Source organism: Mesorhizobium sp. P2_C4 (assembly GCF_056404575.1).
The window spans coordinates 281,654-304,640 of sequence record NZ_JBFUDT010000004.1; the positions used below are offsets into that span (position 1 = coordinate 281,654).

Annotated in this window: 20 protein-coding genes; 3 read left to right on the forward strand and 17 right to left on the reverse strand. The window is 63.7% G+C overall.

Features of this window, described 5'->3' with window-relative positions; all coding sequences use genetic code 11:
* Positions 1 to 239 precede the first annotated feature (239 nt).
* Genes AC1DX6_RS17790 through AC1DX6_RS17800 form a run of 3 tightly spaced genes read left to right on the forward strand, consistent with a single transcriptional unit; the run spans position 240 to position 4,176 of the window.
* Complete coding sequence (locus AC1DX6_RS17790) at positions 240 to 2,570, forward strand: type VI secretion system Vgr family protein (protein ID WP_477315591.1); 2,331 nt, start codon at positions 240 to 242, stop codon at positions 2,568 to 2,570.
* Positions 2,571 to 2,580: 10 nt separating this feature from the next.
* On the forward strand, positions 2,581 to 3,003 hold the full coding sequence (locus AC1DX6_RS17795) for a DUF6484 domain-containing protein (RefSeq protein WP_477315593.1): 423 nt from the start codon (positions 2,581 to 2,583) through the stop codon (positions 3,001 to 3,003).
* Between the two features lie 9 nt (positions 3,004 to 3,012).
* Entirely contained in the window at positions 3,013 to 4,176 is a 1,164-nt protein-coding gene (locus tag AC1DX6_RS17800; protein ID WP_477315595.1) for a hypothetical protein, read from the forward strand.
* 1 nt (position 4,177) lies between these two features.
* Here the strand turns inward: AC1DX6_RS17800 and AC1DX6_RS17805 are convergent, their stop codons facing one another.
* Genes AC1DX6_RS17805 through tssB form a run of 17 tightly spaced genes read right to left on the reverse strand, consistent with a single transcriptional unit; the run spans position 4,178 to position 22,984 of the window.
* Positions 4,178 to 5,227 (reverse strand): hypothetical protein, encoded by a 1,050-nt coding sequence (locus AC1DX6_RS17805; RefSeq protein WP_477315597.1) that lies wholly within the window; start codon positions 5,225 to 5,227, stop codon positions 4,178 to 4,180.
* Positions 5,224 to 6,312 carry a DUF2169 family type VI secretion system accessory protein gene (locus AC1DX6_RS17810; protein ID WP_477315599.1) on the reverse strand — a complete coding sequence of 363 codons (1,089 nt, stop codon included), beginning with the start codon at positions 6,310 to 6,312 and terminating at the stop codon, positions 5,224 to 5,226. The genes AC1DX6_RS17805 and AC1DX6_RS17810 overlap by 4 nt, the downstream gene beginning before the upstream one ends.
* Positions 6,313 to 6,315: 3 nt before the next feature.
* Entirely contained in the window at positions 6,316 to 6,798 is a 483-nt protein-coding gene (locus tag AC1DX6_RS17815) for a hypothetical protein (protein ID WP_477315601.1), read from the reverse strand.
* Complete coding sequence (locus tag AC1DX6_RS17820; protein WP_477315603.1) at positions 6,798 to 7,220, reverse strand: hypothetical protein; 423 nt, start codon at positions 7,218 to 7,220, stop codon at positions 6,798 to 6,800. Before AC1DX6_RS17820 ends, AC1DX6_RS17815 begins: the two co-directional genes overlap by 1 nt.
* Positions 7,221 to 7,232: 12 nt before the next feature.
* A complete protein-coding gene (locus AC1DX6_RS17825; RefSeq protein WP_477315605.1) occupies positions 7,233 to 8,093 on the reverse strand; it encodes a DUF4150 domain-containing protein in 861 nt (286 codons plus the stop codon).
* A 2-nt stretch (positions 8,094 to 8,095) separates the two neighbouring features.
* Positions 8,096 to 8,635, reverse strand: coding sequence for a type VI secretion system-associated protein TagF (gene tagF, locus AC1DX6_RS17830; RefSeq protein ID WP_477315607.1), 540 nt, complete (start codon positions 8,633 to 8,635; stop codon positions 8,096 to 8,098).
* The gene (tssM, locus tag AC1DX6_RS17835; protein WP_477315609.1) at positions 8,617 to 12,156 is read right to left on the reverse strand and encodes a type VI secretion system membrane subunit TssM; all 3,540 of its coding nucleotides are present in this window, start codon (positions 12,154 to 12,156) and stop codon (positions 8,617 to 8,619) included. Before tssM ends, tagF begins: the two co-directional genes overlap by 19 nt.
* Before the next feature lies 1 nt (position 12,157).
* Complete coding sequence (icmH, locus tag AC1DX6_RS17840; protein WP_477315611.1) at positions 12,158 to 13,480, reverse strand: type IVB secretion system protein IcmH/DotU; 1,323 nt, start codon at positions 13,478 to 13,480, stop codon at positions 12,158 to 12,160.
* 4 nt (positions 13,481 to 13,484) lie between these two features.
* On the reverse strand, positions 13,485 to 14,819 hold the full coding sequence (gene tssK, locus AC1DX6_RS17845; protein WP_477315613.1) for a type VI secretion system baseplate subunit TssK: 1,335 nt from the start codon (positions 14,817 to 14,819) through the stop codon (positions 13,485 to 13,487).
* A gap of 39 nt (positions 14,820 to 14,858) precedes the next feature.
* On the reverse strand, positions 14,859 to 15,311 hold the full coding sequence (gene tssJ, locus AC1DX6_RS17850) for a type VI secretion system lipoprotein TssJ (protein ID WP_477315615.1): 453 nt from the start codon (positions 15,309 to 15,311) through the stop codon (positions 14,859 to 14,861).
* A gap of 3 nt (positions 15,312 to 15,314) precedes the next feature.
* Entirely contained in the window at positions 15,315 to 16,784 is a 1,470-nt protein-coding gene (gene tagH, locus AC1DX6_RS17855) for a type VI secretion system-associated FHA domain protein TagH (RefSeq protein ID WP_477315617.1), read from the reverse strand.
* Positions 16,781 to 17,848, reverse strand: coding sequence for a type VI secretion system baseplate subunit TssG (gene tssG, locus AC1DX6_RS17860; RefSeq protein ID WP_477315619.1), 1,068 nt, complete (start codon positions 17,846 to 17,848; stop codon positions 16,781 to 16,783). The genes tagH and tssG overlap by 4 nt, the downstream gene beginning before the upstream one ends.
* On the reverse strand, positions 17,812 to 19,686 hold the full coding sequence (gene tssF, locus AC1DX6_RS17865) for a type VI secretion system baseplate subunit TssF (protein WP_477315621.1): 1,875 nt from the start codon (positions 19,684 to 19,686) through the stop codon (positions 17,812 to 17,814). Before tssF ends, tssG begins: the two co-directional genes overlap by 37 nt.
* A gap of 1 nt (position 19,687) precedes the next feature.
* A complete protein-coding gene (gene tssE / locus AC1DX6_RS17870; protein WP_477316458.1) occupies positions 19,688 to 20,446 on the reverse strand; it encodes a type VI secretion system baseplate subunit TssE in 759 nt (252 codons plus the stop codon).
* Complete coding sequence (locus tag AC1DX6_RS17875; protein WP_477315623.1) at positions 20,433 to 20,888, reverse strand: Hcp family type VI secretion system effector; 456 nt, start codon at positions 20,886 to 20,888, stop codon at positions 20,433 to 20,435. The genes tssE and AC1DX6_RS17875 overlap by 14 nt, the downstream gene beginning before the upstream one ends.
* A gap of 47 nt (positions 20,889 to 20,935) precedes the next feature.
* Entirely contained in the window at positions 20,936 to 22,444 is a 1,509-nt protein-coding gene (gene tssC, locus AC1DX6_RS17880; RefSeq protein WP_477315625.1) for a type VI secretion system contractile sheath large subunit, read from the reverse strand.
* 3 nt (positions 22,445 to 22,447) lie between these two features.
* Complete coding sequence (tssB, locus tag AC1DX6_RS17885) at positions 22,448 to 22,984, reverse strand: type VI secretion system contractile sheath small subunit (protein WP_477315627.1); 537 nt, start codon at positions 22,982 to 22,984, stop codon at positions 22,448 to 22,450.
* Between the last annotated feature and the right edge of the window lie 3 nt (positions 22,985 to 22,987).

Genomic DNA, 22,987 nt, shown 5'->3' on the forward strand with positions numbered 1-22,987 from the left:
GCAATCGCTGATCGGTACTGCGCCATTCTAGCAGCTTGCGCGCGCAGGGGGACAGCCGCGTTTAAACCGATCAAAGGGTTCCGTCACCGCGCGTCCGCTTTGGCCGCAGGGAGAACATGTGGTAGGCTCAACATCGCCTGGTATGGCGAATGCGAAAAGTTCCTGAACGTGATGTCGTTAACACAACAGGAGCTTCAAATCCGCCACACTAGCGGCCGCGTCCAGGAGGGGCACGACCCATGCCGAGTGAACAACGCGCCGCGGTAGTGCAGACACCGGTTGGCGCCGAGCTTTTAACCTTCACCAATCTCATCGGGCGCGATGAGATCAGCCGCTGTTTTGCCTACACGGTGGGATTTGTCAGCACCAATTCGGATATCGATCCGCTGAAGATGCTGGGCGGCGCGGTTTCGATCGAGGGTGAATCCGATCCGAAACGCTGGTTCAGCGGCCTCATCTCGGATTTTCGCCTGACCCGCATCGAGGATCGCCAGGCCCACTACGAGGCGGTCGTCCGGCCGTGGCTATGGTTCCTCGGCAACACCACCGATTGCCGCATATTTCAGGACAAGAGCGTCGTCGAGATCGTCGAGGCGATCTTCTCCAAATACAGCGTCGCCAAGTTCGAAAAGCGCCTCCAGGGATCGTATCCTCCGCGCGAATATTGCGTCCAGTACGACGAGACCGACCTGGATTTCGTGCAGCGGCTGCTCGAGCACGAGGGCATCCTGTATTTCTTCGAGCATGGCGACGGCGAACACACGCTGGTCCTGGCCGATGCGATGAGCAAGCTGAAGCCGGCGCCGGGCTATGAAAAAGTGCCCTATCACTTCGAAGGGCAGGGCTCGCGCCGCGATGTCGAATACATCACCGAATGGATTCCGGGCAGCTCGGTGCGGCCGGGTGCCTATGCCCACACCGACTATGATTTCAAGAAGCCGGCTGCCGATTTGATGGCCAAATCCTCCCAGGCGTTCAGCCACAAGCTGGCCGCCGGCGAGAATTACCGCCAGCCTGGCGCCCATCTGGAGGTCGGTCGCGGCGATACTTTGGCAGGGATACGGCGCGAGGAACTTCAGGCGGTGCACAAGCGCATCGCCGCTGTTGGAACCGTGCGCGGCCTGTTCTCCGGCTGCACCTTCAAACTCGAAGGCTTTCCTCGCAAAGACCAGAACCAGGAATATCTGGTGGTCAGCGCCGAATACAGGCTGTTCGATCCGGGATACCGGGCCGGCGTCGACACCGACGGCGAGAATTTCAAGGTGATCCTCGGCGTGGCGCCCACCGCTCTGCCCTATCGTCCACCACGCATCACGCCACGGCCGATCATGCGCGGGCCGCAGACGGCAACCGTGGTCGGTCCTTCCGGCGAAGAAATATTCACCGACAAATATGCCCGGGTGAAGGTGCAGTTCCATTGGGACCGGCTGGGCAAGAAGGACCAGAACAGCTCCTGCTTCGTGCGCGTTTCGCAGACCTGGGCCGGCAGCGGCTGGGGCTTCATCCAGATCCCGCGCATCGGCCAGGAGGTGATCGTCGATTTCATCGAGGGCGACCCGGACCTGCCGATCATCACCGGCAGGGTCTACAACGCCTCGCAGATGCCGCCTTACGGCCTGCCAGGCAGCGCCACGCAATCGGGCTGGAAGTCGGACTCCTCCAAGGGCGGTGGCGGCTACAATGAGTTGATGTTCGAGGACAAGGCCGGCTCCGAACTGGTCAATTTCCAGGCGCAGAAGGACCACAACCTTCTGATCAAGCACGACCGCACCAAGCTGGTCCAGCACGACCAGTCGGACCGCATCGACCACGACGCCAAGCACTCGGTCGGCCACAACCTCGATGAGGACGTCGGCAACAACAAGACCGTCAAGGTCGGCGTCGACCAGACCACCAATATCGGCAACAACGACACCGAGACGGTGGGGACGAACCGGTCGCTGACGGTTGGGTCGAACGAGACGATAGGCATCGGTTCGAACTCGACGGAGACCATAGGCGCCAACCACACGCAGACGGTTGCGATCGTCCAGACAGTGACCGTTGGCGCGGCCCGGGTCGATTCGGTTGGAGCGTCGGAGACGAGGACCGTGGGTGGCCCGCAAGCGAATACGATCGGTGCGACGCGGTCGGTCACTGTAGGTGCTGCGCAGAGCCACACGATTGGTGCGGCAGACAAGTGGCAGATCGGCGCCGCACAGACGGTTGACGTCGCCGCCGACCAGAGCTTTACTGTCGGCGGCGCCCATTCCTCCCAGGTTGGCAAGGCGCGTCTGGCCAAGATTGCGGCGGACGAGGGGATCGAAGTCGGCGGAGCCTATTCGCTAAAAGTCGCCAAGGCGAGCAGTGTGATCGTCGGCGAAGACGGCGTGATGAAGTTCGGCAAGAAGCTCTATGTCGAGGCGGCTGACGAGATCACGCTGAAATGCGGCGACGCCAGCATCATCCTCAAAAAGGATGGCACGATCAGCATCAAGGGCAAGGACATAAGGCTTGACGGCAGCGGCGATATAGACGTGAAGGCCGACGGCAAGACCAAGATCAAGGGCAGCAGCGTCTACAACAATTGAGGGTCGAGCGATGGACGTCATGGAGCGTGTTGACGGCGTGGTCATCGGTTTGCTCATCGGTTTCGATGAGGGCTCGCCGCTCGTCGTTTTCGTAGGCAATCCCAGCGACACGGCGCTCAAGGCCCGCAGCCTCGCCGCTCTCGACGCTTCCTCTGTCGGCTCGGAAGTGGCGCTGCTGTTCGAAGCGGGTGACCCCGCCCGACCGCTTGTGGTCGGGCGGATAGTCGATCCGCGCCCCGGTCCACACCCGGTTGAAGTGTTGCGCGACGGCGAGGCGGTGACACTGGACGCGCGCGATCGCATCGAGCTCAGATGCGGCTTGGCATCCATCATTCTAGAGAAGAACGGGCGCGTCTCTATCCGTGGCACACAGCTCAACAGTCATGCAACCGGTACGAACTGGATACGAGGTGCAGCCGTTCACCTGAATTAGGCCGAGCCGATGCAGCGCCTTGCGACGATCCCCGCCATGGTGGACCAGCACGTGGAAGACGCCGCGTTCCTCTGGTCGCGGCGGCGCCACGAGATCGACGGACCGCTTCTGGGCGAAATCGATATCGGCCGTATAGACCAGCGGCTCGACGCCAATCTTGAAGGCCTGTTCGCATCCGGCGAGGCTGCGTGGACGGCGGCGAGTGCGCGTTTCTCCGACTATCCGGAAGCCCCAGAACTTTTTGTGATGGCCTGCCTGGCGCTCCATTGGGGGTTGGAAAAGCCGCTTGCCGAGGTGATCGAGGCCGGCGCGGCGCTTGGCGAGACCGGAATCAAAGGCATATCAGGTGCCATAGCTCGGACACCGCACGAAAAACTCCGTCCTTTCGTCGCCAAGTGGATCGGCTCCAGGGAGACAATGCTCGAATGCGTCGGGCTTGCGGCGCTCTGGCATCATCGCGCCGATGCCGGGCCGAGCCTCGGCGAACTGGCCGCCAATGGCAAGGCTGAGGTCCGAATCCGCGTACTGCGGTTGGCCGGCGCGTTGCGCCGCCGCGATCTGCTTCCGGCGGTAACCGAGTGCCTCTCTGCCGACCAGCCGCAGGAGCGGTTGGTGGCCTCTTTCGCCGCTTGTCTGCTCGGCGCGGGCCGCACAGCTCTGCCTGTCCTTGATGAATTGCTCGCCTCTGCCAGTGTTCCGCAGGGTGAGGTAATCGACATCCGGTTACTCGCCTCGGCGGGAACTTCCGCAAAGGCCTGGCTTCAGAAATGCCTGAATCAACCGGCATTGCGACAGCCGGCTCTAGCCGCCGTTGGAATGCTTGGCGACAGATCGATCGTCCCATGGCTGGTCGAACGCATGCGCGAACCCCAATCCGCCTATGCCGCGGGCCTCGCTTGGCGCGATCTGTTCGAGGTCGATTTCAACGACACCGACGTCTTCACTGTCGATTCCGCGCTGCTTGGAAAGCAATTCGCCAAGATCGAGGACTCGCCGCTTCCCATGGCCGAGCGCGCGAGTGCGTGGTGGGATGATGGGCAGGGACCTGGCAAACACGCCGTATTCCGCTCTATGCGTCGGCTGAGGCTCGCCGCCATCCGCGCCTCTTTCGACAACCGCGACCTCCCCTTGGCCGACTGGCGGCGCACGCAGCGCTTCCCCGCCTGGATGTAATTCAGCTGGGCTTGACCCGGCTGACCAGCGCCGCTGCGCGCAATCCGCCTTCGGACGCAACCTCGCACATAGCGACCGGACCGGGCGCATAGCCGGCGGTAAAACTGTCGGCAGCCACGAGCAGAGCCAACGCCCCGCCAGCCGCTCCCACCTCGCCGACAGTCATTGCCGGATAGGCAATCGGCAAGATTTCCCGCCTTGTGCGATAGAAGCGAGACCGCGCGATGTTTGCCTCCCAACCGCTATAGCGCTCCCCATTGCCATTGCTGACAACAAAGACGATGTCGGACTCGCGCGGACCATTGCCTGTCCCATTCAGCGCACCGCGAAGCGCACCAAGCAGCGCCTTGCCCTGGCTATACCGCTCTGTCAGAACAGTATCGGCTTCCTGAGCAAAACCGGCGCCGTGGACGGCGGCGAGACCCGGCGATTTCGGATCCGGCCTCGATTGCAGGCAAACGAAGGCTGCTGCCTCTCCGGGAACAAGCCCTTGAGCATTGTCAGAGCCCTTCAGCCGTCCCGCCTCGGCGAGCCGAGCGATATCCTTGTCGTTGACCAGACTGTCGACGCCGCCGAGCAGGACGCGCTCTGCCCCAGGTTGGGCAAGCATCTCGGACACTCGGTCAAGCACTCCAATGCTTGCCGCCGCACCCCCGTCGATCGCGCGCGACGCCTCATGGAATGGGCCGCCGCATGCGCTTACAATGGCGTTCAGGAAGCCAGAAGGATCGACTTCTTCGAAGGCCGCATGGTTCCTGAACTGCTCCGGCAGCACCAAGATCAGCACGGTCGTGCGCGGATCTGCCGCCGTCGATGCGAGCGCGTCCATAATGGCGCGCGACGCCATGTTGACCAGCCAGTCCCAATCCGTGGTTCTCAGCGACCAGTGAGTGGGAATTCGCGAGACGATCTGCGACGCACCCATAGGCTCGGCCAGTAGGTACTCTTCATAGGCGGAGAGCCCGGCGCGGATGGCGGCAAGCGTTTGCCGCCGGTTCAGGCCGGCGGGCGTCACCGCGCCACCGCCGACGATATACAATGGCCGCTTCATGGCAACCACGCCGGGCGTTCGGCAATGGTGCCGTCGGTCCCGCGCAGCGCAAAATAGTCCTTACCTTTTCGCTTCGCCGCAATCAGCGCCGGCGTGACGTGACCGAAGACAAGTTCGCGCAGCGCAGGCCGGTTGCGCCGCGTCGTGACAGCCACCCGAGCCTTCAGCGTCACCCGAAATATGTCGGGCTCGATGATGATCGTATCCGGCTTGAAAATTTGGTCTTCGACACGGTCATCGAAGATCAGCCGGATGGGCGCGACCACGCGTGGGAGTTTGAAATTCCACCTGCCTCCGGGCGTGAGTCCTATCAGAGTGACCTGATCGCCACCGTTGATATCTGGAAGTTGCTGGTCCGCCGGCGCCGCAAGATTGTAGCGCGGATCGTAGTCCTTCGGCTGCAAGGGCCACTGCGTGTCGATCCAAGCCTGATCATAGGTCCCCGCCAACGGCAGGCGCGGTTGCCACCCGCGCCCGAGCGCCCCGAAACCGGCCGGCCGCGGCCTGTCCGAGGGGCTCATAAATGGCTCGGCCGGGTAGGTAATGTTCGGCGCCTGCGTCTTAACCGCTGGATCAGCCGAGCGGGCATGCGCGAAACCCACTCCCAGCGGATTGCGAGGATCGGTCTTCAGATCGGCGGTGGTGCCGCCATAGGCGCGTTCATAGACGATAGGCATCCGTGTGAAAGGGTGTGGCGCGCTATAGCTTCCGGCATCGTAAATGCGGTCGCCGACGACACTGAGCACCTTTTGCAATGGCCCGAACTTAAGCCCTGCTTGCATTTCTCGAACCGGTTTTCCGTTCGGCGCATATGCGGTGCCGTTGACGATGACGTCGACGCCGGGCTTAAGCATCGCGATATCGGCTTCGTAGCGCGTCGATGAAAGGGCAGGATCGCCGAAAAAGACATCGCTGAGCGTCACCAACAATTGTTCCTCGGCCGGTTCCAGGATGGTCGTTTCCGCCGCGCCTTGGAAGCTCACCGAGAAAAGGCCCAGGAAGACCTCCTGACCGTCCGCATCAGGCAGCGTGTAAGACCCGACAGCGAAAGGGGTGCGATTCTCTAACCAGACAGCGAAACTCATCGCTCAACACCAGGCTCTGTTCTCATCCATGCCGATCGGCCAGTACGGCATACAGGCGATCAGGCGCACCAGTTCCTTCTTCTTGGCGTCGATCAGCCATTGCAGAAGCAGGGTTTCGGGATAGACGACCTCTCCAGAGTTCTTGTTGGCGTCGCAGCAATCGAGCCAGTAATTGCGTACGATCCAGACCACGTTCCCATGCGCGGCAGCGCCGGCGGCGCGTTTGTTGAACGCCTTGCGGATAGCCTCGTCGCGATCCAACCCTTCCTGTTGTTGCGCTTTGACCGTGTCGGCCCACCAGGGCACCGCGATTTCGTAGGCCATTTGAATGTCTTCCAGGTAGCCGTCGAAAAGTTCCTGGTGCCGCCCGGAACTCTGAGTAAGCTTGCGCGCCGCGATTTTCGCATCCCGAGGCTCGACGTAGCCGGGCTGGCATAGCAGGCGGCGAATGCCGCGGTCGGTTTCAAAATAGGTGATCAGCGCCATCAGGTGATCTCTTCGTCCTGGTCAATCCCGATTGGTACGAAAATGAAGCCGTTGACCACTTCTGCCAGATCGGGCGCCTTGCTGGGGATATCATCGACCAGCAAGTCTATGTGGCCGGCATAGCGGGGGCTGTCGCCAGGGTCGTCGACACCCCATTTTTCCTCGGGCGACTTCTCGGCCTGCTCGACGAATTCGTGCTCGTTCTTTCGGTTCAGGTTCTCCACCTCGAAATAGTGCGTCCGAAAGACATGCAGAAAACGCGGGTGCCCGGAAATCCCAGTCGGCCAGATGAGCGAGATCACATCGAAGGTTTCGGCTGCGACGATCCCGCTCCACCAGGCTTTGATTTCAGGCAGGAGGGCGCGCAGTTCGGCGATGTAGCGCTGCTGGATGTCGTCGTAGCTCTTGGCGATCACGATCACGCTCACCTCTCCCTACAGCTTGGCCGCATAGGCTTCGGCCTGACTTCCCTGACTGCGAAAATGCGCTTCACAGTGAGGTTTGACCCTGCTTGCCCGTTCAAAATACTTCTTAAAATCCGCAAGTTTCATATTGCATCCGCCAAGCGCCCAAGCCACGCACAGCGGCGGCTGGTGATCGTGAGTCATATGGCCTTTGCCGCGCGCCATATCTTTTCCGTGGACGGGATCCTCGTATCGTACAATCGGTCCACCACTCGCTCGCGTGGTGCGCCAGTGAGCGCGCTTCACCCGTTTGTCGTCCCGCTTGCATTCCCAGCATGGTTTGTTGCGGACTGCCTTCTTCTGCGCCGGGGAAGGATCCTTGTCCGGCCTGTGGACCGTCGCGTCGTAAGGCTTGCTCGGGCAGGGGCCGGGCGCGATACCCTTGCGTCTCAGCAGTGCCTTGAAGGTATTGATCGCCGTCTGGTCGATACAGTTGGGCAGATCGCTGGCCGTGTTCTGAGCCATCATGTCGCCGTGGCGGTCGACCCCCTTGCCCTCCGCCTTGACCGTGAACGACCACAGTTTGAAGACGCCCTTGCCTTTGATCTTGTGGGTGATCACGCCGGCGCCAAGACCCTGGGTTGCCGGCTCGTTGCCGGTGCTGGTCGATATCTCTGAAGAATTCTCGATCGCCGTCGGCTCGCCGTCGATCTTGACGCTTTTAGTGCCATTCGACAGGTCGGAGGAGGACAGCATATTGACATAGGGCACCGGAACCGGGCCTGCCGGCGGTGACGGCGGCGACAGACAGACATCACCCGGCGCGATGCCCTTGCCATTGCTGCCCTTGTGGAAAAATCCCATGTTCTCGGCGAAGACGGTAATGGCCATGATCAGCTTTCCCCCACCGGCAGAGGCACTGTGCGCATGACGGGCAGCCCGTTGTCGGCCAGATCATGAATATCTTTGAAATGGCATTCGTGGACGCTCCAGCTGTCGCACCAGAAGACGATCTTGGGCTCCACATGGTTGGCTGGCGGCGGCTGAACCGCTTTGATCCGCTCGGCGACTATGGCACTCGTCCAGTAGCGCGACACCGCGTCACCTGCGATCCCGGACACCGTATCGAACCATTCGTCGTCCATGCGGGGCGAGCATCCCACGGCGGCGACCACGAATGGATATCTGCGCCCTACGCGGTCCTCGCTCATCCGCCACGCGCCGGCACAAGGCTGATCGCAGAAGATGCCAGCCGGCACCGTGAAGCGCCAGACACGCGAATCCAATTCTCCCTGGTCCGGTCTCTCGCGCAGTTCCATCGACATCCACCGATCCCAGCGGTCGATGAAGGTCCGTGGCAGGTTCGCGGTGACGAAATCTCCGGTCGCCGGAATCTTGCCGAAGAAGCCGGTGTTCATATCTGCGGCGGACATGAGAATTTCTTGAACATCTGGAGGTTGTAGGGGTTCTCGACGCTGGCGGCCTTGAGCTCGAAATCGGCGTACAGGCCTTTCGTTCCCAGCCGCAGGCTATAGACGTCGGACAGCGAGGTTCCGGTGAACCGGCCGCCCTTCAGCATCCTCAGCCAGGCCCAGCTGCCGGTCTCGTTGAGCATGATTTCGGGCGAGCCGTCGATCGGCTGGAAGGCGAGCGAGATGACGCCGGTGCCGTCCTTGCCGGGCCAGGTCATCGGCTGCGGCCGCGTCGCGTTGTTGAAATAGACGAGGTTCTGGCCATCGAGATTGAGCGTCACCCGGGTGACGTTGGGCGACAGGTCCTTCGGTTCCAGCGTAAAACTCATCACCGGACCCTGGCCGCCGGGAAAGAGATCGTCGCGGATCCGCCTGGCCTGCTCGAAGGCAGCGAGCGCGGACGGATCGAGGCCGAAATCGGCGCGCCATTTCCATGGCTGCGCCGAGGTGTCGACATAGCCGATCAAATGATCGTTGATGAAGGCATCGATCAGCCCGGCCGGTCCGAACAGGCGGGCGAAATCTTTGACATTCACATCGACCGCGCTGTCGGGACTGAACGGATAGCGGTCGTTGAGCGCAGCCTGGCAGAATGGCAGGATGTCGGCGCGCCAGATGGCGTTGAGCTCCGATGCCACCGCTTTCTGCGTCAGGCCGCTGGTGTCGCCGGCGATGCCGCCCAGCCAGTCGTCGATCGGATCGGGCAGGATCTGCGCCTGCCGGGCGACGGCTCCGGTCAATTCGGCGAGGCCGCCCTGTTTCTTGATAGCGTCCTGAGGATCCGGATTGGCGGTGACCGTCTGCAACACGTTGGACAATGCCGTCAGCGCCACCACCGCGGCGTCAAGCGCCGGCGGTTGGCCGTCGACCTCGGCAATGGCGCCCTTGAGCGGTTTGAAATGTTCGGCGACCAGCGTGCCAGTCAGGTCCACTTCGCCGGCAGATCCCGTGCGGGGCAGCAGTTTTGCCCCGACCTTGACGATCTTGCCCAGCTTGCCCAGCTTGCCGAGCAGTTTCGAGCCGCCTTTCGCGGCGGCCTTGTCGTCTCCCGCGGGCGCCTCGTCCGAGCGGGTGAGTTCCGTCTCCTGAACGACCGCCGTCACCAGCCGCTTCAATGCGGAATCGGCGCTGGAAAGGTCCTTCAGATTCTCGCTGGCGACGTTCAGATCGGTCAGCGGCGCCAGCCTCATGTCGCGCAGGAAACTGTCCCACTGCGCGATGTAGTCGTCGTAATAGAGCTTCAGAATATCTTCCGACAGCGCCGACACCGAGGTCTCGGAATTTTCCGAACAGCCGCCGGCAAAGACCGCGCGGTCGAGCGCCGCCTGGGCGGCGACATCCTCGACCCGGTCAAGGATGGCGTCATGGAAACCGGCATAGGTGTAAGCGCCGGCAATGCCGACGCGCAGCGTCTTGTCGGAGCGGCGGGCAAACACCTTGGCGCCGTTGGGGCCGGCGAAATTCGCGGGGATCCACTCCTTCAGTTCTGCGACCGCCGGATCGGCCAGCAATTGCTTGTAGGCGCGCGCCGGCAGCGAAACCGTGCAAACCGTTTTCAACGCTTCGGCAACCAGCGCCTGGTCGGGCTTGGTGTAGCTGTCGTCGACCGCCATGCGGCGGATCGCGGCAAGCTGGTGCTCTTCGGCGTCAGCGGTCGGAAAAGGTGCGGCCGGCGCGAATTCGGGCAGGTCGTTCACCCACCAGTTCTGCACGAAATCGGGGTCCATCTGCGACAGGCCGGTCATCATGCGATAGGTCTTCAGGGCGCCCAGCATGAAATCCGGATCGCGGATCTGTCGCCACATGGTCGCCTCGAGCAGCGCCACCATGCGTGGCTCGAGCACGTTGCGCAGCGCATGGTCGTAAGTGTCCGTCTGCGCCCGCACCAGTTCCGCCGAGGCCGAGGGGCCAAACAGATCCTGTGCATTGTCGGGCGCCGCCGTCCTGGCATTGGCGACCTCGGCCAGTGCATTGAGGGCGCCGTCGATCGCCGGCTGCTCGACCGAGGCCGGGCTTGCGGCTGCCGCGGTCAGCGGCGCCTGCAGCGCCACGAACTGGCTTGCCTGGGCGGTGATCGCGTTGCGGTTGTCATAATAGGACCAGGTGAACACGCCGCCGGCCAGCAGGGCAGCGGCGGCACATGCGGCCGCTGCACCGCGCCAAATCCAGGCGCGGCGGCGCTGCGCCAGCGGGTCGAACGTGCCGAGCCCGGCTTCCTTGAAAATCACCTCGGTCAAGAGGTTCTTCAGGAAGAAGCTGCGCTTTTCGAAACGCGGCGTCGGCATCGAGCGGCGCGCCGGCAGGCCGAAGGAGGAGGCGAGTGCCGCGGTCAGCCGGTCGATCGGTGCGCCTTCCTGCGTCGCCGATGTCAGATAGAGGCCACGCAGCCAGGCGGCCTCTTCGTAGCGGCTCTCGCCGAACATCGCTTCGACCAGCACCTGGATCGGTTCGGACAGGCTCTGCAGCTGCGCCGGAAAGCGGAAGATCTCGGCGCGCTCGGCGAGCTTGTCTTCGTCTTCCAGCCGCGGCACCAGCCGCTTTTCGAGCTCCCTCGACAGCGTCGAGATTTCGCCCGCGATCGTCTTGGCGTCGACGCGCGCGTCGAGCGGAAAGGTCGTTCCCCAGACCTGTTCTCGCGCCGCCGTCGACAGGCCGCCGAAGAAGGCCTCGAACCCCTTGATGAGATCGGCCTTGGTCAGCATCAGATAGACCGGCAGGCGGATTTCGAGCCGCTCCTCAAGTTCCGCCAGCCGCCGGCGGATCTTGCGGCCATGCGCCTTGACGGCTTCGTCGCCCTCGGAAAGCGCATCGATCCCAAGCGCGACGATGACGCCGTTCAGCGCGCGGCGGCCGCGATGCTTCTTCAACAGGTCGAGGAAGCCCAGCCATTCTACGGCGTCGACGTCCGGCTGGCTCTCCTGCTGCACGTAGCGGCCGGCGGTGTCGATCATCACCGCGTTTTCGGAGAAGAACCAGTCGCAGTTGCGCGTCCCGCCGATCCCTTGCAGATCATCCGTCAGGTCGATCGGAAAGTTGAGCCCAGACTGGCGCAACGCCGTCGTCTTGCCGGTCGCCGGCGGGCCGACAATCACGTACCACGGCATTTCGCGCAGGAACTTGCGGCCGCCGAGCTTGCGCCGCTTCAGCTCGACCATCACGTCCTGGAACTTGGCGCCGACCGCGGCGACACTCTCCTCACCGGGGCTGAGCCGCTTTTCCTCCACCGGGGCGGAAATTTCGGCGACGAACATGCGGTTGGCGCGGATCGCGCGGCGCTGCGCGACGATCAACCAGATCAGCCAGAAGATCACCAGCAGCGCAATGATGACGATGCGCACCGTATCCGACGCCATCGGCACGTAGTCGCCGACCCTGACGATCGAGCCGAACACCCAGATGATCAGCGAAAGCAGCGCGAGACCAATCAGCGTCCACAGGAAGCGAGATGTCAGGACTGCCCAGAGGAAGCGCAGGATGAACATGTCACAGCCTCTTCTCGACCAGCACTTCGAGGCGACGGTTCAAGGCCCGGCCTTCGCGCGTACTGTCGTCGGCTACCGGATCGGTGGCGGCCCGGCCTTCGGACCGGACGCGATCCTGCGGCACGCCATTCTGGACCAGCATGTCGGCGATCGCCGCAGCGCGGGCTTCCGACAGTCGCTGATTGGTGGACAGGGGATTGGTCTTCTGCAGCGGAATACCGTCGGTATGACCAACCACGGTGATCTTTCCGATCAGCTCCTGGTTCTCGAGGATCACCTTGGCGATCGAAGCGATGAGCGGTTCGAACCCTTCGGTCAGTTGCGCGCGCGACGATTGGAACAGTTCGGGGTTGGAAGCCTGAATGAACAGTTTTGCCAGCGAGACGCTCTCGGTGCCTTTGAGAGCCGACCTGAGATCGGCAGGTGCCGCTGCCTGGAATTCCGGCAGCAGCGCAAAATCCACGGTTTGCAGTGGCGGCGGCTCGACCTTCGGCGAAGCGCGCGTGACTTCGGTGCGATTGGGCGGTGGCAGCGCGCGCACCAGCGCCGAAAGCTCCACCGCCTGGCTGCTCAGCCCCATCGACAGCCCGACATAGACCGCCGTGGCAATCACTGCCGCGGCCGCTGCCATCACCCAGATCGGGATGATGAAGCGCTGTGGCTCGTCGGAGGCGATGACGCCTTTCCAGTTCGGCGACAGCGGCGCCCCTTCGGCGTCGGTGTCGCGCAGGAAACGTGCGGCGGCCACGCGAACGGCATTGAGCGAGCGGTCGCCGGAGCGGCCAGGCACGCGATACTTGCCGCGAAAGCCGAGCGCCATGCAGTGGTACTGCAATTCCAGCATGTCGCGATCCCGGTTGGGGTGACGCTCCAGCTCTTCGAGACGCGCAAAGAACTGCGCGCCGGCATCGACGTCGCCGCGCAGCATGACCACCAGTGGCTGGCGCGGCCATGCGCTGGCGCCGCCCCAGGGCGTGTTCAGCGCCAGGTCATCGAGAAGGGCGGCCACCAGCCAGGCTGCCTGATCGGCCCGTTCAAGCGAAGAGCCGGCCGCCATGGTGGCGTCGCGGCAGCGCACAAGCTCTTCGAGCAGTCTTGTCCGCAGCGCTTCGGGATTCTCCGGCGGCAGCGCGTTTTCCAGTTCGGGCGCAAATTCCAGCAAAGGCGAGAACGCGTTGACCAGCATGTTCGGGTGCGCGCGCGTGCGCTTCGCAAAGGCGGCTGACGGCGACAGCGGCATCGCACGCGGCGCCGGCGGTCCGCCAAGGCGTATGCGCGTACGCTCGCGATCCTCGGACAGTCCGAAAGGATCGTCGCGGCTCATCATCTCACCTGTTGACCGAGTAGCAGTCGACCTGCGGTTCGCTCGGCAGAACGCCCGAAACGCCGATCACAAAACCGGGCGCTTCGAGAAGCGAGGCCCAGTGCTCGCTTTTCTGGTCGAGTTCAAGGCAGAGCCGGTCGCCGTCATAGGGGATTTCGCGTGGTTGCGAATGCAGTGGCTTCAGCGGGATGCCCGGCAGGCGCGACTTCCACAGCCCCTCGAATTCGCTGGCCGAGCCGACGGTCGCCTGGTTGACGAATATCTTGCGCAGCGCATCCTCCGACAGCTCGGATCCGATGCGCACGACGATCCGGCTCGCCACCAGCAGCTTGGGGTTGTCGATGCGGATTTTCCAGACATTGGTGGCATGGCGCATGACCGGCAGAGCGCGCGACTTCGGCTCGATGTAGCGCAGGCTGAGGATGAGCGAGCGCAGCGCGTCCGCCAGCGCCGAATAGGCAGGACCCGGCGCCATGTGATCATAGACCGGCAACTCGCCCAGGCGCCGCGCGCTCGAGCCGTAGGTGGCCATCGAACCGGCGAGACCGGCAAGTTCCATGTAGACCTCGGACGGATGGTAGACGTCCTGTGCCAGCATGTGCGCCAGCCGCGGCCGCGCGGCGTTGACCAGATTGAGGATCAAAAGGTCCTCGACGCTGCGCCCCGGGCCGCCCAGCACCATCTTGCCATGCGCTTCGGCGATCTGATCGAGACCGGTGACCACCTCCTGCAGCAGCCGGCTGTACCAGGAGGCCGCGCCGATGACCAAGGTCGGCGGCAGGAACGTGTCGTCCAGCGCCACCCCGCCATCTGCGCGAACGCCCTTGATCTCGGCTACGGGCAGCGCCGTGTAGCCGCCAACCGTTTTGCCGGGCGCCAGCAGCACGGCCTGCGGCCGCGCGATCTCGATTTCCTCGGGATCGGAGCCGCCATGCACGGCATCGCGCACCGAGACGATCCGCCCGCGATAGCGTGCGCCGGACGGCTCGGCATGGGCAGGGTCGAAGCCGACGCCTTCGGGCGGCTCGAGGGGCAGGGCGATCAGCACCGGTCCCTCGCCCATGTCTGGCGTGATCGCGAGCGGCCGGGGCGCGTCCATCGTGTCGGGGATCGCGAACGGCGTTCCGTCGGGAAAGATACCGCGCGCCGTCAGCACGGAGATCTGGCCGGCGTCGAGCAAGGCCGGGTCGAGCGTCAGCGTTCGAAAGCCGAACGTATGCAACTGCCCGGCCTGCAACGCGCCGCGCACCGTCGCTTCGAAAAAGCGATCCTGTTGCTGGAAATGCTGGGTCCGCAGAAACAGGCCTTCCGACCACAGCACCCTGTTTGCGTCACTCATGCCGCCACTCTTTGCATAATATCCCTGCCTTTGGTCGCGCTAGGCGGAAATGCCGCCGCTGCCCAGCGTCACATTGACGGTGAATTTCGATCCCGCCGAAACAGATTTGGTCGTGCGCCAGTTGTGTCCGCCAGGTTCGCGGATCAGCGCAACGAAGCCAAGCGCCGCCGCGTCCGGCTCAACCGTGATCGTCTTCGACGCGCTCTTGCCCGGTCCAACGGCGATCTGGTCGGAGCCGATGAGATCGCCGGCAAGTGCCGAGCCGGCGTCGCCTTGCAGGGCGAAGTAGTCGGCCGAATTGAACTTGCCGGTGCTGCGCAGCCGCATGACCAGCACCGTCACCGGCCTGTCGCCGCCGCCCGGTCCGGGGTTCATGCCGGCGCCGCCGGTCACGTTGACCGTAATCACCGACGGTTTCGGCGGCCCGCTTTGGCAGGCTGTAAGCAATCCGGTTGCCCCCAGGGCGACGATGAATTCGCGTCTATCGATCATGTCTCACTCCTCCTCATATGCATCACGAAAATCAGTGCCGATTTCTCCCAGGAAGCGCGTCTCCGCACTTTGGGCGATTTCGCGGTGGCGTTTTTGATAGAGTTCCCACAGCTTGGCGCCACGCCCGCCGGTCAACAGCGTGCCGATCGCCGAGCTCGATTTCAGCTCCTCTTCGATCGCCGCCGGGTCAAAGCGGTCGATCATCCGGCGCAGCGCCCCCTGCACACCGCGCCAGGCGCGAACATGATGCTGCGCCAGATCGCGCACGGCATCCGCGATCGCCGCTTCGGCGCCGAGAAATCCGGGGCTGCGATCCGCCAGAATGGTCACCAGGGCGTCGTCCACCGAGGGCAGGAATTTGAGCGGATTGACTTCGGACGCGCCGACGACGGTTTGCGCGACGCGGGCGTTGCCCTTCTCTTCGGCGCGTTTGCGCAGAAGCTGCATCAGGCCTTCCATCATCATGCGATATTCGCGGCCGAATTTCTCCATCTCGGCCACCGCATCGCGACCGGGAAAGTCGGCTTCGTCGATGCCCATGCCGCGCAGGAATGCGGCGCGCAGCGCCGCGTCGGATTGTCTGGCCGGCGGTTGCGCCGCACCGGGTCTGGCAGCGGCGCGTTGCGGTGGCAAGGGAGACGGCTCGACCTTGCCACCAGGCAAATCCCATGGCGCCGGGGAGGGCGCCCCGGCGGCGATTTCGCTCGTCCCGGCCGTGTCGGTGCCATTGATGGGGGCGGTTATCCCGGCAGGGCCGAAGCCAAAACCGTCATCGAATGCCGGCCGCTTGTCGGCAGCCGCTTTGCCCACCTCTTTCGGCTCTGGAGCGGCGGGATCGAGGCCGAATGGATCGTCGAACAGCGGGCTGCCGCGCCTGCCACCGTCGATGCCTGCATTGGCGGCAGGCGTCGCCACCGGGTCGAGGCTGAAGGGATCGTCGAAAGCCGGCGAACTGCGTTCAGCCGAACGCGCGCGTTCGAACGCGCCGGGGGTTGGCTGCTCGAACGGATTGGGCAGGTCGGCGGGGCGCGGCCGCCCGGGTTCCTGTTCGGTCGTGGCCGAAAAGAAATCGTCGCGGCCGATGCTGACCGGCACCCGCGAGGCCGGTGGTTGCATTTCTGTCGTCGATGGCCTGGAAGCCACTGGTTTGGCCGCTGCTGGTTGCAGATCGACCCAGACCACATAGTCGCCCAGTCTCAGCCGCATGCCGTTCTGCAGGCGCGTCGAATTTCCCGGCCCCAGCGGGCTGTCGGAATCGTTTATGAACAGCCCGCTGCTCGAAGTGTCGGTGACGAAATATCCGTCTTGTCTGCCGGTGATCTTGCAGTGGGCGCGGGAAACGAACATGTCGGGATCGTTGATCTGCCAGTCCGCGTCGGAGCTGCGGCCGATCACCAACTCACCTTCGTCCAGCCGAGCCTGTCGCGTCACTTGCGCGCGCGGTCCTTGCTCGAGCGTCAGTAGCAAGCTCATGCCGCCACTCCCGCCGTTTCCGGCCGCCACCCGACTATGGTGCGCAGCCGCATGTCGTCAGCATCTCCCCTTTCAGCGGGGCGCGCAAGCCAGGCCGTCCGGGCAAGCTGTACGGTGCCGATCCTGGCCGGCGGCACGGCCTCGCCGGCAAGCACGATCCTGAGGTCGACGTCGAGCGTTTCGCCGACCAGATCGCGCACCGCCTGCTTCAGCAGCTTCAGGCGCTCACCACCCGGCAGGAAAGCCTTGTAGTCCTTGTATCCGAGTGGACCGATGCGAAGTTCGATCCGGCTTTGCCGGCTGAAGCTGCGCGGACCGATCGTTGCGCTGCGGCCAAGCGAGGCGTAGGCCCCGGCGAGACGGGTCTGCAGTGCCGCGGGTATGGTCATCCAGGCGGCGACGAACTCCTTGAGCACGACCTTCATCTTGAAGGCTTCGGCGAGGAACAGGGTCAGCCGTTCGGGGCCGTCGACCTGGGCAGCCAGCGACGCGGCCTGGCGAAGCTTCACCGCATCAAGCTCGGCATTCTGGGTGCCCGGAAGTCCGATGCCGGCCATGGACTGCAACATGGAGCGGACGCGGCCGCCGACCGCGCGTTCGACCTGCACCGCCGGATGCGCATCCGCCCAGGCGCGATAGAACAGGGCGATCATGCGGTGCTGCAGGATGTTGACGAAGTTGACGAATGTCGTGTCGCTCGTCTGCAAGGCGTCGGCCCCGCCATACCAGCGCTGCGACAGGCGATCGAGCACCCAGCGCGTCAGATGCAGCGGCATCGGGCCTTCGGGGCCGAGCAGGCCAAGGTTTGCAACCGTGACCCGGGCCGGCGCCTTGTCCGTCGGTTCAAGGAATTCGACCACGTCCTGGACCGAGAAGGCCAGACGCACATGTTGGCCGAGCCGTGCCGGCTCGCGGTCCGGCCGGCCGGAATGGCCGAACAGGCCACCGCGCCGTTCCAGCCGGCGCAGCAGTTCGAAAAAGTCGAACGCTGCCGACAGCGCTTCGGCTTGGTCCGGAACGGGCTGCGCTAGATCAGGTAGCGATTGCCGGGCGTCATCGGCCATGGCACATCCTCCTGTTTCTGGAGCAACCGCGTGCGGGTCCGCACGAACCCGTTTATTCCGGCGTGACGGGCAAACAGCCGCGCCAGCAGGGCCGAAAGCAAAAGCGTGCTTTGCCCGGCCAGCACCGACTGGTCCACATGCAGCGTCACTTCGGTGCCGCGTCCGAAACACATCGGCCCTTCGATCGCCAGCCTTTCGATCACCGCACGCGAGTCGATGCGCACGATCGAGCGCACATTGCGGGTGAGCCCGGGATCGCCGCGATCGGCATAGAGATCGAGCAGGGCATGCAGCGGGTCGACTCCGCGACCCTCCTTGGCGAGGCTGAGGAAATTGAGCGCCAGCTGCGACACCAGCCGCCAGGCCAGATCGTCGGCGCGCGACTCGCCTTCGGCGCTCGCCGGCAGCGCCGCCGGTATCGCCGGCTGCGGCGGACGCAAGGCGCCGAGCAGCCGGATCGACTCCACCGGGTCGCCGGCCTCCAGCGTCAAGGTCGGCGTGTCGTCGAGGATCGGCAGGTCGCGATTGGTGCACAGGGCCACGATGTCGACGCGCTTGAGCGGCCGGCTGGCGGTACTGCCGACCGGACGGGACACGGCAAGGAAAACATCGTCGCCGGTGTATGAGGTGCGGGTCACGCCCTGGCGCCGTTCATCCTCGGTTGCCCGACGCGGACGCCGTTCCGTCGAATACACCCAGCCGCTGCCGCGGTTTTGCCCAAGGCTGAAGAGCTCTGGTATCTCGGCGTCGGGACCCTCGGCGTCGGCGTCCTCGACCCGCAGGACCCGGTAGATTTCAAAATCCCGCGCCCGCGTGCGGTCGGCATGCAGCACCTGCCGCGTCTTGCGCGCGTCAAGCTCGATGACGTTGCACTCGCGCTCGAACAGATTGATGATCGGCGTCGCGAAAAGTTCGAAATCGGCCGGTGTCAGGTCGGACAGTTCCGGCACCGGACGCCGAAACATAAAGACGATTTCAAGCCCGGCCTGGCATTTGCGCACGACCGGCTGCAGCCCGGAAACGCGCACATAGTGGAAGCGCTCGGGCATGATGAAATATTCGCGCAGCAGCCGGTAGCCCTCGAATGTCGGTCGTGTGCGCGGCATCATTGCCTCGGCGTCGCTGATGCCGACCATTTCCGGCGCCGGCAAAGGCGACAATGGATTGGTCTTGCCTTCCGCCCGCGCGCCGAGCGCCGAGCAGGCGCCGAAAATCGCGTCGAACAAAAGCGGCGCCTTGGTGCGGTTGGCGAAATACAAATCGAGCCGGTCGAGCGCCAGTTCGTCGAGCTTGCCTTTTCCGGTCCGAGCCAGCGTGATGCGTAGCGCCGCTTCGCCGCCCTGCTTTCCGATCGCGCCTATTCCCGCGGCGGCAAGCGCGCTGCGATCCTGGAAATAGCTGACCGAGGTGATCGCGATCGGCCACAGCGTCACCTCCTGCGCGGTGGTGAATGTGCAGCGTGTCGACAGGCCGGCTTGCAGGCTGGAAACCAGCCGCGTGTCCCGATTGACGACATGACCGGCAAGCATCGTCTGCACCTGTTGGCCGGGTTTCAGCACCGCCATCGCGGTCGCCGGCGCCGGCGTGACCAGGTCGGGATAGAGGACATCGAGAATGCTGCGGGAGAACCGCGAGCGCTCGGCATCGACCTTCATCCGCGTGCGCGCGGCGAGGAAGGCGACGCCGTCGAGCAGCCGCTCGACATAGGGATCCGGACACGGAACCGTATCGAGCGACAGATTGCGCGCCACCGCCGGATGCATATCGGCAAACTCCGCGGCGAGCCCGCGTATGTGGGTCAGTTCTTCCTCGTAATATTCGACGAAGACCCGATCCATCTCAGGCGTCCCTGAATTCGGTTCGCGCCATGCCGTTGTCGAGATTGATCATGGTACGCAGGCGCATGCGCTCCGGCGTCGGCGTCATGATCAACACGGCGTCGATCTCGATTTTCAGGCCCAGTTTGTCGCCAAGGTTCACCGTGACCTTTGTCTCGCTCTCCTTGAGACGCGGTTCGAACGTGGCGAGCACGGCACGGATTTCGCGCGCCAGCGTGTCGCGATCGAAGTCGCGCGACGAACGGCCCGAGAAGGACGGCACGCCATAGTTGACCACGCTGCGCCGGACCTCCGGAAAATCGGCGAGCGATGGCGGGTTGTCCCCGATCTGCTCGCTTTCAAGGTCGGACAGCAGCGGCATGGCTTCGAAGCGCTCGGTGTTGAACAGCGCCTCGATGTCGCGTCGCACCGCCTCGCGCAGCACGCTCGCCGAAACCACGATGCCGCGGCTTTCGAGCTCGCCGCGGTGCCGGTTCTGAAACACCAGCCGATGCACCCGTCGCTTCTGATCGGGGCTCAGCGCGGCGTCGGCGTCGATCAGCCGCGAACCGTCCGCCAAAAGCTCTTCCAGACGCTGCTCGCCAAGCTCCTCTTGCAGGGCCCGCTTGAGCCCGTCTATCTCCGAACTCAGGCCGGGCAGATCATTGACGAGGCGATCCCAAAGGGAAGGCTGGACCGCCTCGCTCTTGGCCCGTGAACTGCCGCCGGCCTGGGGTCTTTCCGTGCCGGGACGCTTTGCCCGCGTCTCACTTGCCGACATAGACATCCATTTCGGCTTCATCATTGCCGTCATAGACGAACTTGATCTTCTTGTAGGCGAAGCTGACTTCTTCCTGGATCAGGTCTTCCTCATCCTCGGCCTGCGACATGTCGTATTCCATGACCGAGGCGTCGGTCAGCGTGACGACCAGATAGTCGCTGGTTTCGCCATCGATGGTCCGTCGCGCCGAGAACACCACCTCGTCCAGGGCCTTGTTCTCGAACAAGGCCTTTTTCAGATAGGGCGAGGATTTGTCGTAGTGCTTGATGAATTTGATCATGCCCATGGACACGCGGCCACGGCGTGAGAGCGAATTCGGATCGAAGGGTGCGACCATCTTGTAGTCGACACCATGGATTTCGATCTCGTCTTCATGGCCGTCGCGAGTGCTGGGACCCTTGATATCCGGAACCTTTAGAAAACCATCAATCTTTACAGGCATTGTCTTTCTCCACCGCTTTCAAAAAAACCAATTGTCATTGCTGCAAATCAAGTCTTCACGGACGGTAGTTCCGACACCAGCCGGAGTGACGCGTTGATGCCTTCCAGCTGGTAATGCGGACGCAGGTAGAAGCGGGCATTGTAGTAGCCTGGCCGGCCTTCCACGCTGTCCACCTGCACCTCGGCGGCGGCAAGCGGGCGCTTGGCGCGCGCCTTGTCGTCGGCGAAGGCCGGGTTGGCCAGCACGTAGCGGTTGATCCACTCGGTCAGCCAGATCTGCATATCGGAGCGTTCCTTGAACGAGCCGATCTTGTCGCGCGCGATCGCCTTGAGGTAGTGCGCGAAGCGCGAGACCGGGAACAAATAGGGCAGGTTGGCGCTCAGACGCTCGTTGGACTGGGCGTCGGGATCGACCAGGCGTCCGGCGCGGGTCTCGTCGTCCTGCAGCGAGTGGGCGCCGATGAAGGCGGCCAGATCGGTGTTCTTGCGGTGCAGGATCGGCATCAGGCCAAGTTTGGCCAGTTCAGCCTCGCGCCGGTCATCGATGGCGACTTCGGTCGGACATTTCATCGCGATCGACCCGTCATCGGTCGGGAAGGAGTGCACCGGCAGGTTGAGCACCGTGCCGCCATTCTCGACGCCGCGGATCTGGGTGCCCCAGCCATAGAGCTTGTGGCTGCGGTTGATGTTGACGCCCATCGGGAAGGCGGCGTTCATCCAGACATATTTGTGGTGATCGCCCTGCACCTCTTCCTCGAAGGAGAAGCCCTTCACGGGGACGGTGTCCGCGCCATAGGGCAGCCGCGCCAGAACGCGCGGCATGGTCAGGCCGATATAGCGGGCGTCCTCGCTCTCGCGCAGCGACTGCCACGAGGCATAGGCCGGATTGTTCACGATCATCTGCAGGTCTTGCGGGTTCGGCAGTTCCTGCCAGCTGTCCATGCGGAACAGGCGCGGCGAGGCGGCTGCGATAAACGGCGTGTGGGCCGAGGCGCAGATGCCGGAGATGTTGCGCAGCAGGCCGACGTCACGCGGGTGGTTCGAGAATTCATAGGCGCCGACCACGCAGCCGATCGGCTCGCCGCCGAGCATCGAATACTCGTCCGTGTAGACTTTCTTGAAGATCGGGCTCTGGTCCCACATCTGGCCTTCATAGTCTTCAAGCGTGTCGGCCAGTTGCTCCTTGGAAATGTTCATCACCCGGATCTTGAGATGCTTCGCATCCGTCTCGGTGTTGTTGATGAGATACCAAAGGCCGCGCCATGTGCCTTCCATCTCGCGCACTTCCGGCGCGTGAAGGATCTCGTTGACCTGCGTCGTCAGCATCTTGTCGATGCCGGCGATCAGCGACTTGATCGACTTGATCGAGTTGGACGAAATGGTTGTCGTCTCGGAGCGCGACTGCGCCGCCAGCGCCAGGTTGCGCACCAATTGCTGCAGCTTCTCGCTGTCGTCCTTCTTGACCTTGAAGTCCTTCTCCAGCAGTTGGCTGAACTCTCCCAGGTCGACGGCTTCGGCCTCGGCGACGGCTGCTGCGGTCTTTTGCTGTTCGGCCATGGTCTATTCCTCACCCTTGTCGTCGGCCAGCGCCTGGCTGGCGATCTGGCCGAGCAGCGGCTGGTTGTTCAGCAACTGGGCGATGCGCTTTTCAGCATCGACCCGGCCGTCCATGAAGCCGAGCAGTTCCTCCAGCTGGCGCCGCATCTTGAGGATCTCGGCCAGTTGCGGAACTTGCTCGGCGATCTTGTCGGGTGCGAAATCGCCCATCTTGGTGAAGGTCAGATCGAGCGCCAGTTCTTCGTCACGCTCCTGGCCTTCGGCCTGCGGCAGCGTGTTCTTTACCCGCGCCTTGACCCTGGGTCCGAGCGCCTCCATGAACTTGGGGAACCGGTTGGCGTCTGTCTCGACGAAGGAGCGGTCCAGAACCGTCTTCGACGCTTCCCTGGTCTGTGACGCGCCCGACAGGTCGGCCATCACACCCATGACGAACGGCAGTTCGATCGTCGTCGGGCTGCCGTAGGTTTCCACATCGTAGGCGATCTGCACGCGCGGGGCGCGATTTCGCTCGATGACCTTCGCTTTGCTTTCGGCTGGCATGTG

Coding starts and splice junctions, on each gene's coding strand:
- AC1DX6_RS17790 (WP_477315591.1), top strand. CDS start 240: ATGCCGAGTGAACAACGCGCCGCGGTAGTGCAGACACCGGTTGGCGCC.
- tssB (WP_477315627.1), bottom strand. CDS start 22,984: ATGCCAGCCGAAAGCAAAGCGAAGGTCATCGAGCGAAATCGCGCCCCG.
- tssC (WP_477315625.1), bottom strand. CDS start 22,444: ATGGCCGAACAGCAAAAGACCGCAGCAGCCGTCGCCGAGGCCGAAGCC.
- AC1DX6_RS17795 (WP_477315593.1), top strand. CDS start 2,581: ATGGACGTCATGGAGCGTGTTGACGGCGTGGTCATCGGTTTGCTCATC.
- tagH (WP_477315617.1), bottom strand. CDS start 16,784: ATGAGCTTGCTACTGACGCTCGAGCAAGGACCGCGCGCGCAAGTGACG.
- AC1DX6_RS17805 (WP_477315597.1), bottom strand. CDS start 5,227: ATGAAGCGGCCATTGTATATCGTCGGCGGTGGCGCGGTGACGCCCGCC.
- tssE (WP_477316458.1), bottom strand. CDS start 20,446: ATGTCGGCAAGTGAGACGCGGGCAAAGCGTCCCGGCACGGAAAGACCC.
- tagF (WP_477315607.1), bottom strand. CDS start 8,635: ATGTCCGCCGCAGATATGAACACCGGCTTCTTCGGCAAGATTCCGGCG.
- tssF (WP_477315621.1), bottom strand. CDS start 19,686: ATGGATCGGGTCTTCGTCGAATATTACGAGGAAGAACTGACCCACATA.
- tssK (WP_477315613.1), bottom strand. CDS start 14,819: ATGAGTGACGCAAACAGGGTGCTGTGGTCGGAAGGCCTGTTTCTGCGG.
- tssG (WP_477315619.1), bottom strand. CDS start 17,848: ATGGCCGATGACGCCCGGCAATCGCTACCTGATCTAGCGCAGCCCGTT.
- icmH (WP_477315611.1), bottom strand. CDS start 13,480: ATGAGCCGCGACGATCCTTTCGGACTGTCCGAGGATCGCGAGCGTACG.
- tssJ (WP_477315615.1), bottom strand. CDS start 15,311: ATGATCGATAGACGCGAATTCATCGTCGCCCTGGGGGCAACCGGATTG.
- tssM (WP_477315609.1), bottom strand. CDS start 12,156: ATGTTCATCCTGCGCTTCCTCTGGGCAGTCCTGACATCTCGCTTCCTG.
- AC1DX6_RS17800 (WP_477315595.1), top strand. CDS start 3,013: ATGCAGCGCCTTGCGACGATCCCCGCCATGGTGGACCAGCACGTGGAA.
- AC1DX6_RS17825 (WP_477315605.1), bottom strand. CDS start 8,093: ATGGCCATTACCGTCTTCGCCGAGAACATGGGATTTTTCCACAAGGGC.
- AC1DX6_RS17810 (WP_477315599.1), bottom strand. CDS start 6,312: ATGAGTTTCGCTGTCTGGTTAGAGAATCGCACCCCTTTCGCTGTCGGG.
- AC1DX6_RS17815 (WP_477315601.1), bottom strand. CDS start 6,798: ATGGCGCTGATCACCTATTTTGAAACCGACCGCGGCATTCGCCGCCTG.
- AC1DX6_RS17875 (WP_477315623.1), bottom strand. CDS start 20,888: ATGCCTGTAAAGATTGATGGTTTTCTAAAGGTTCCGGATATCAAGGGT.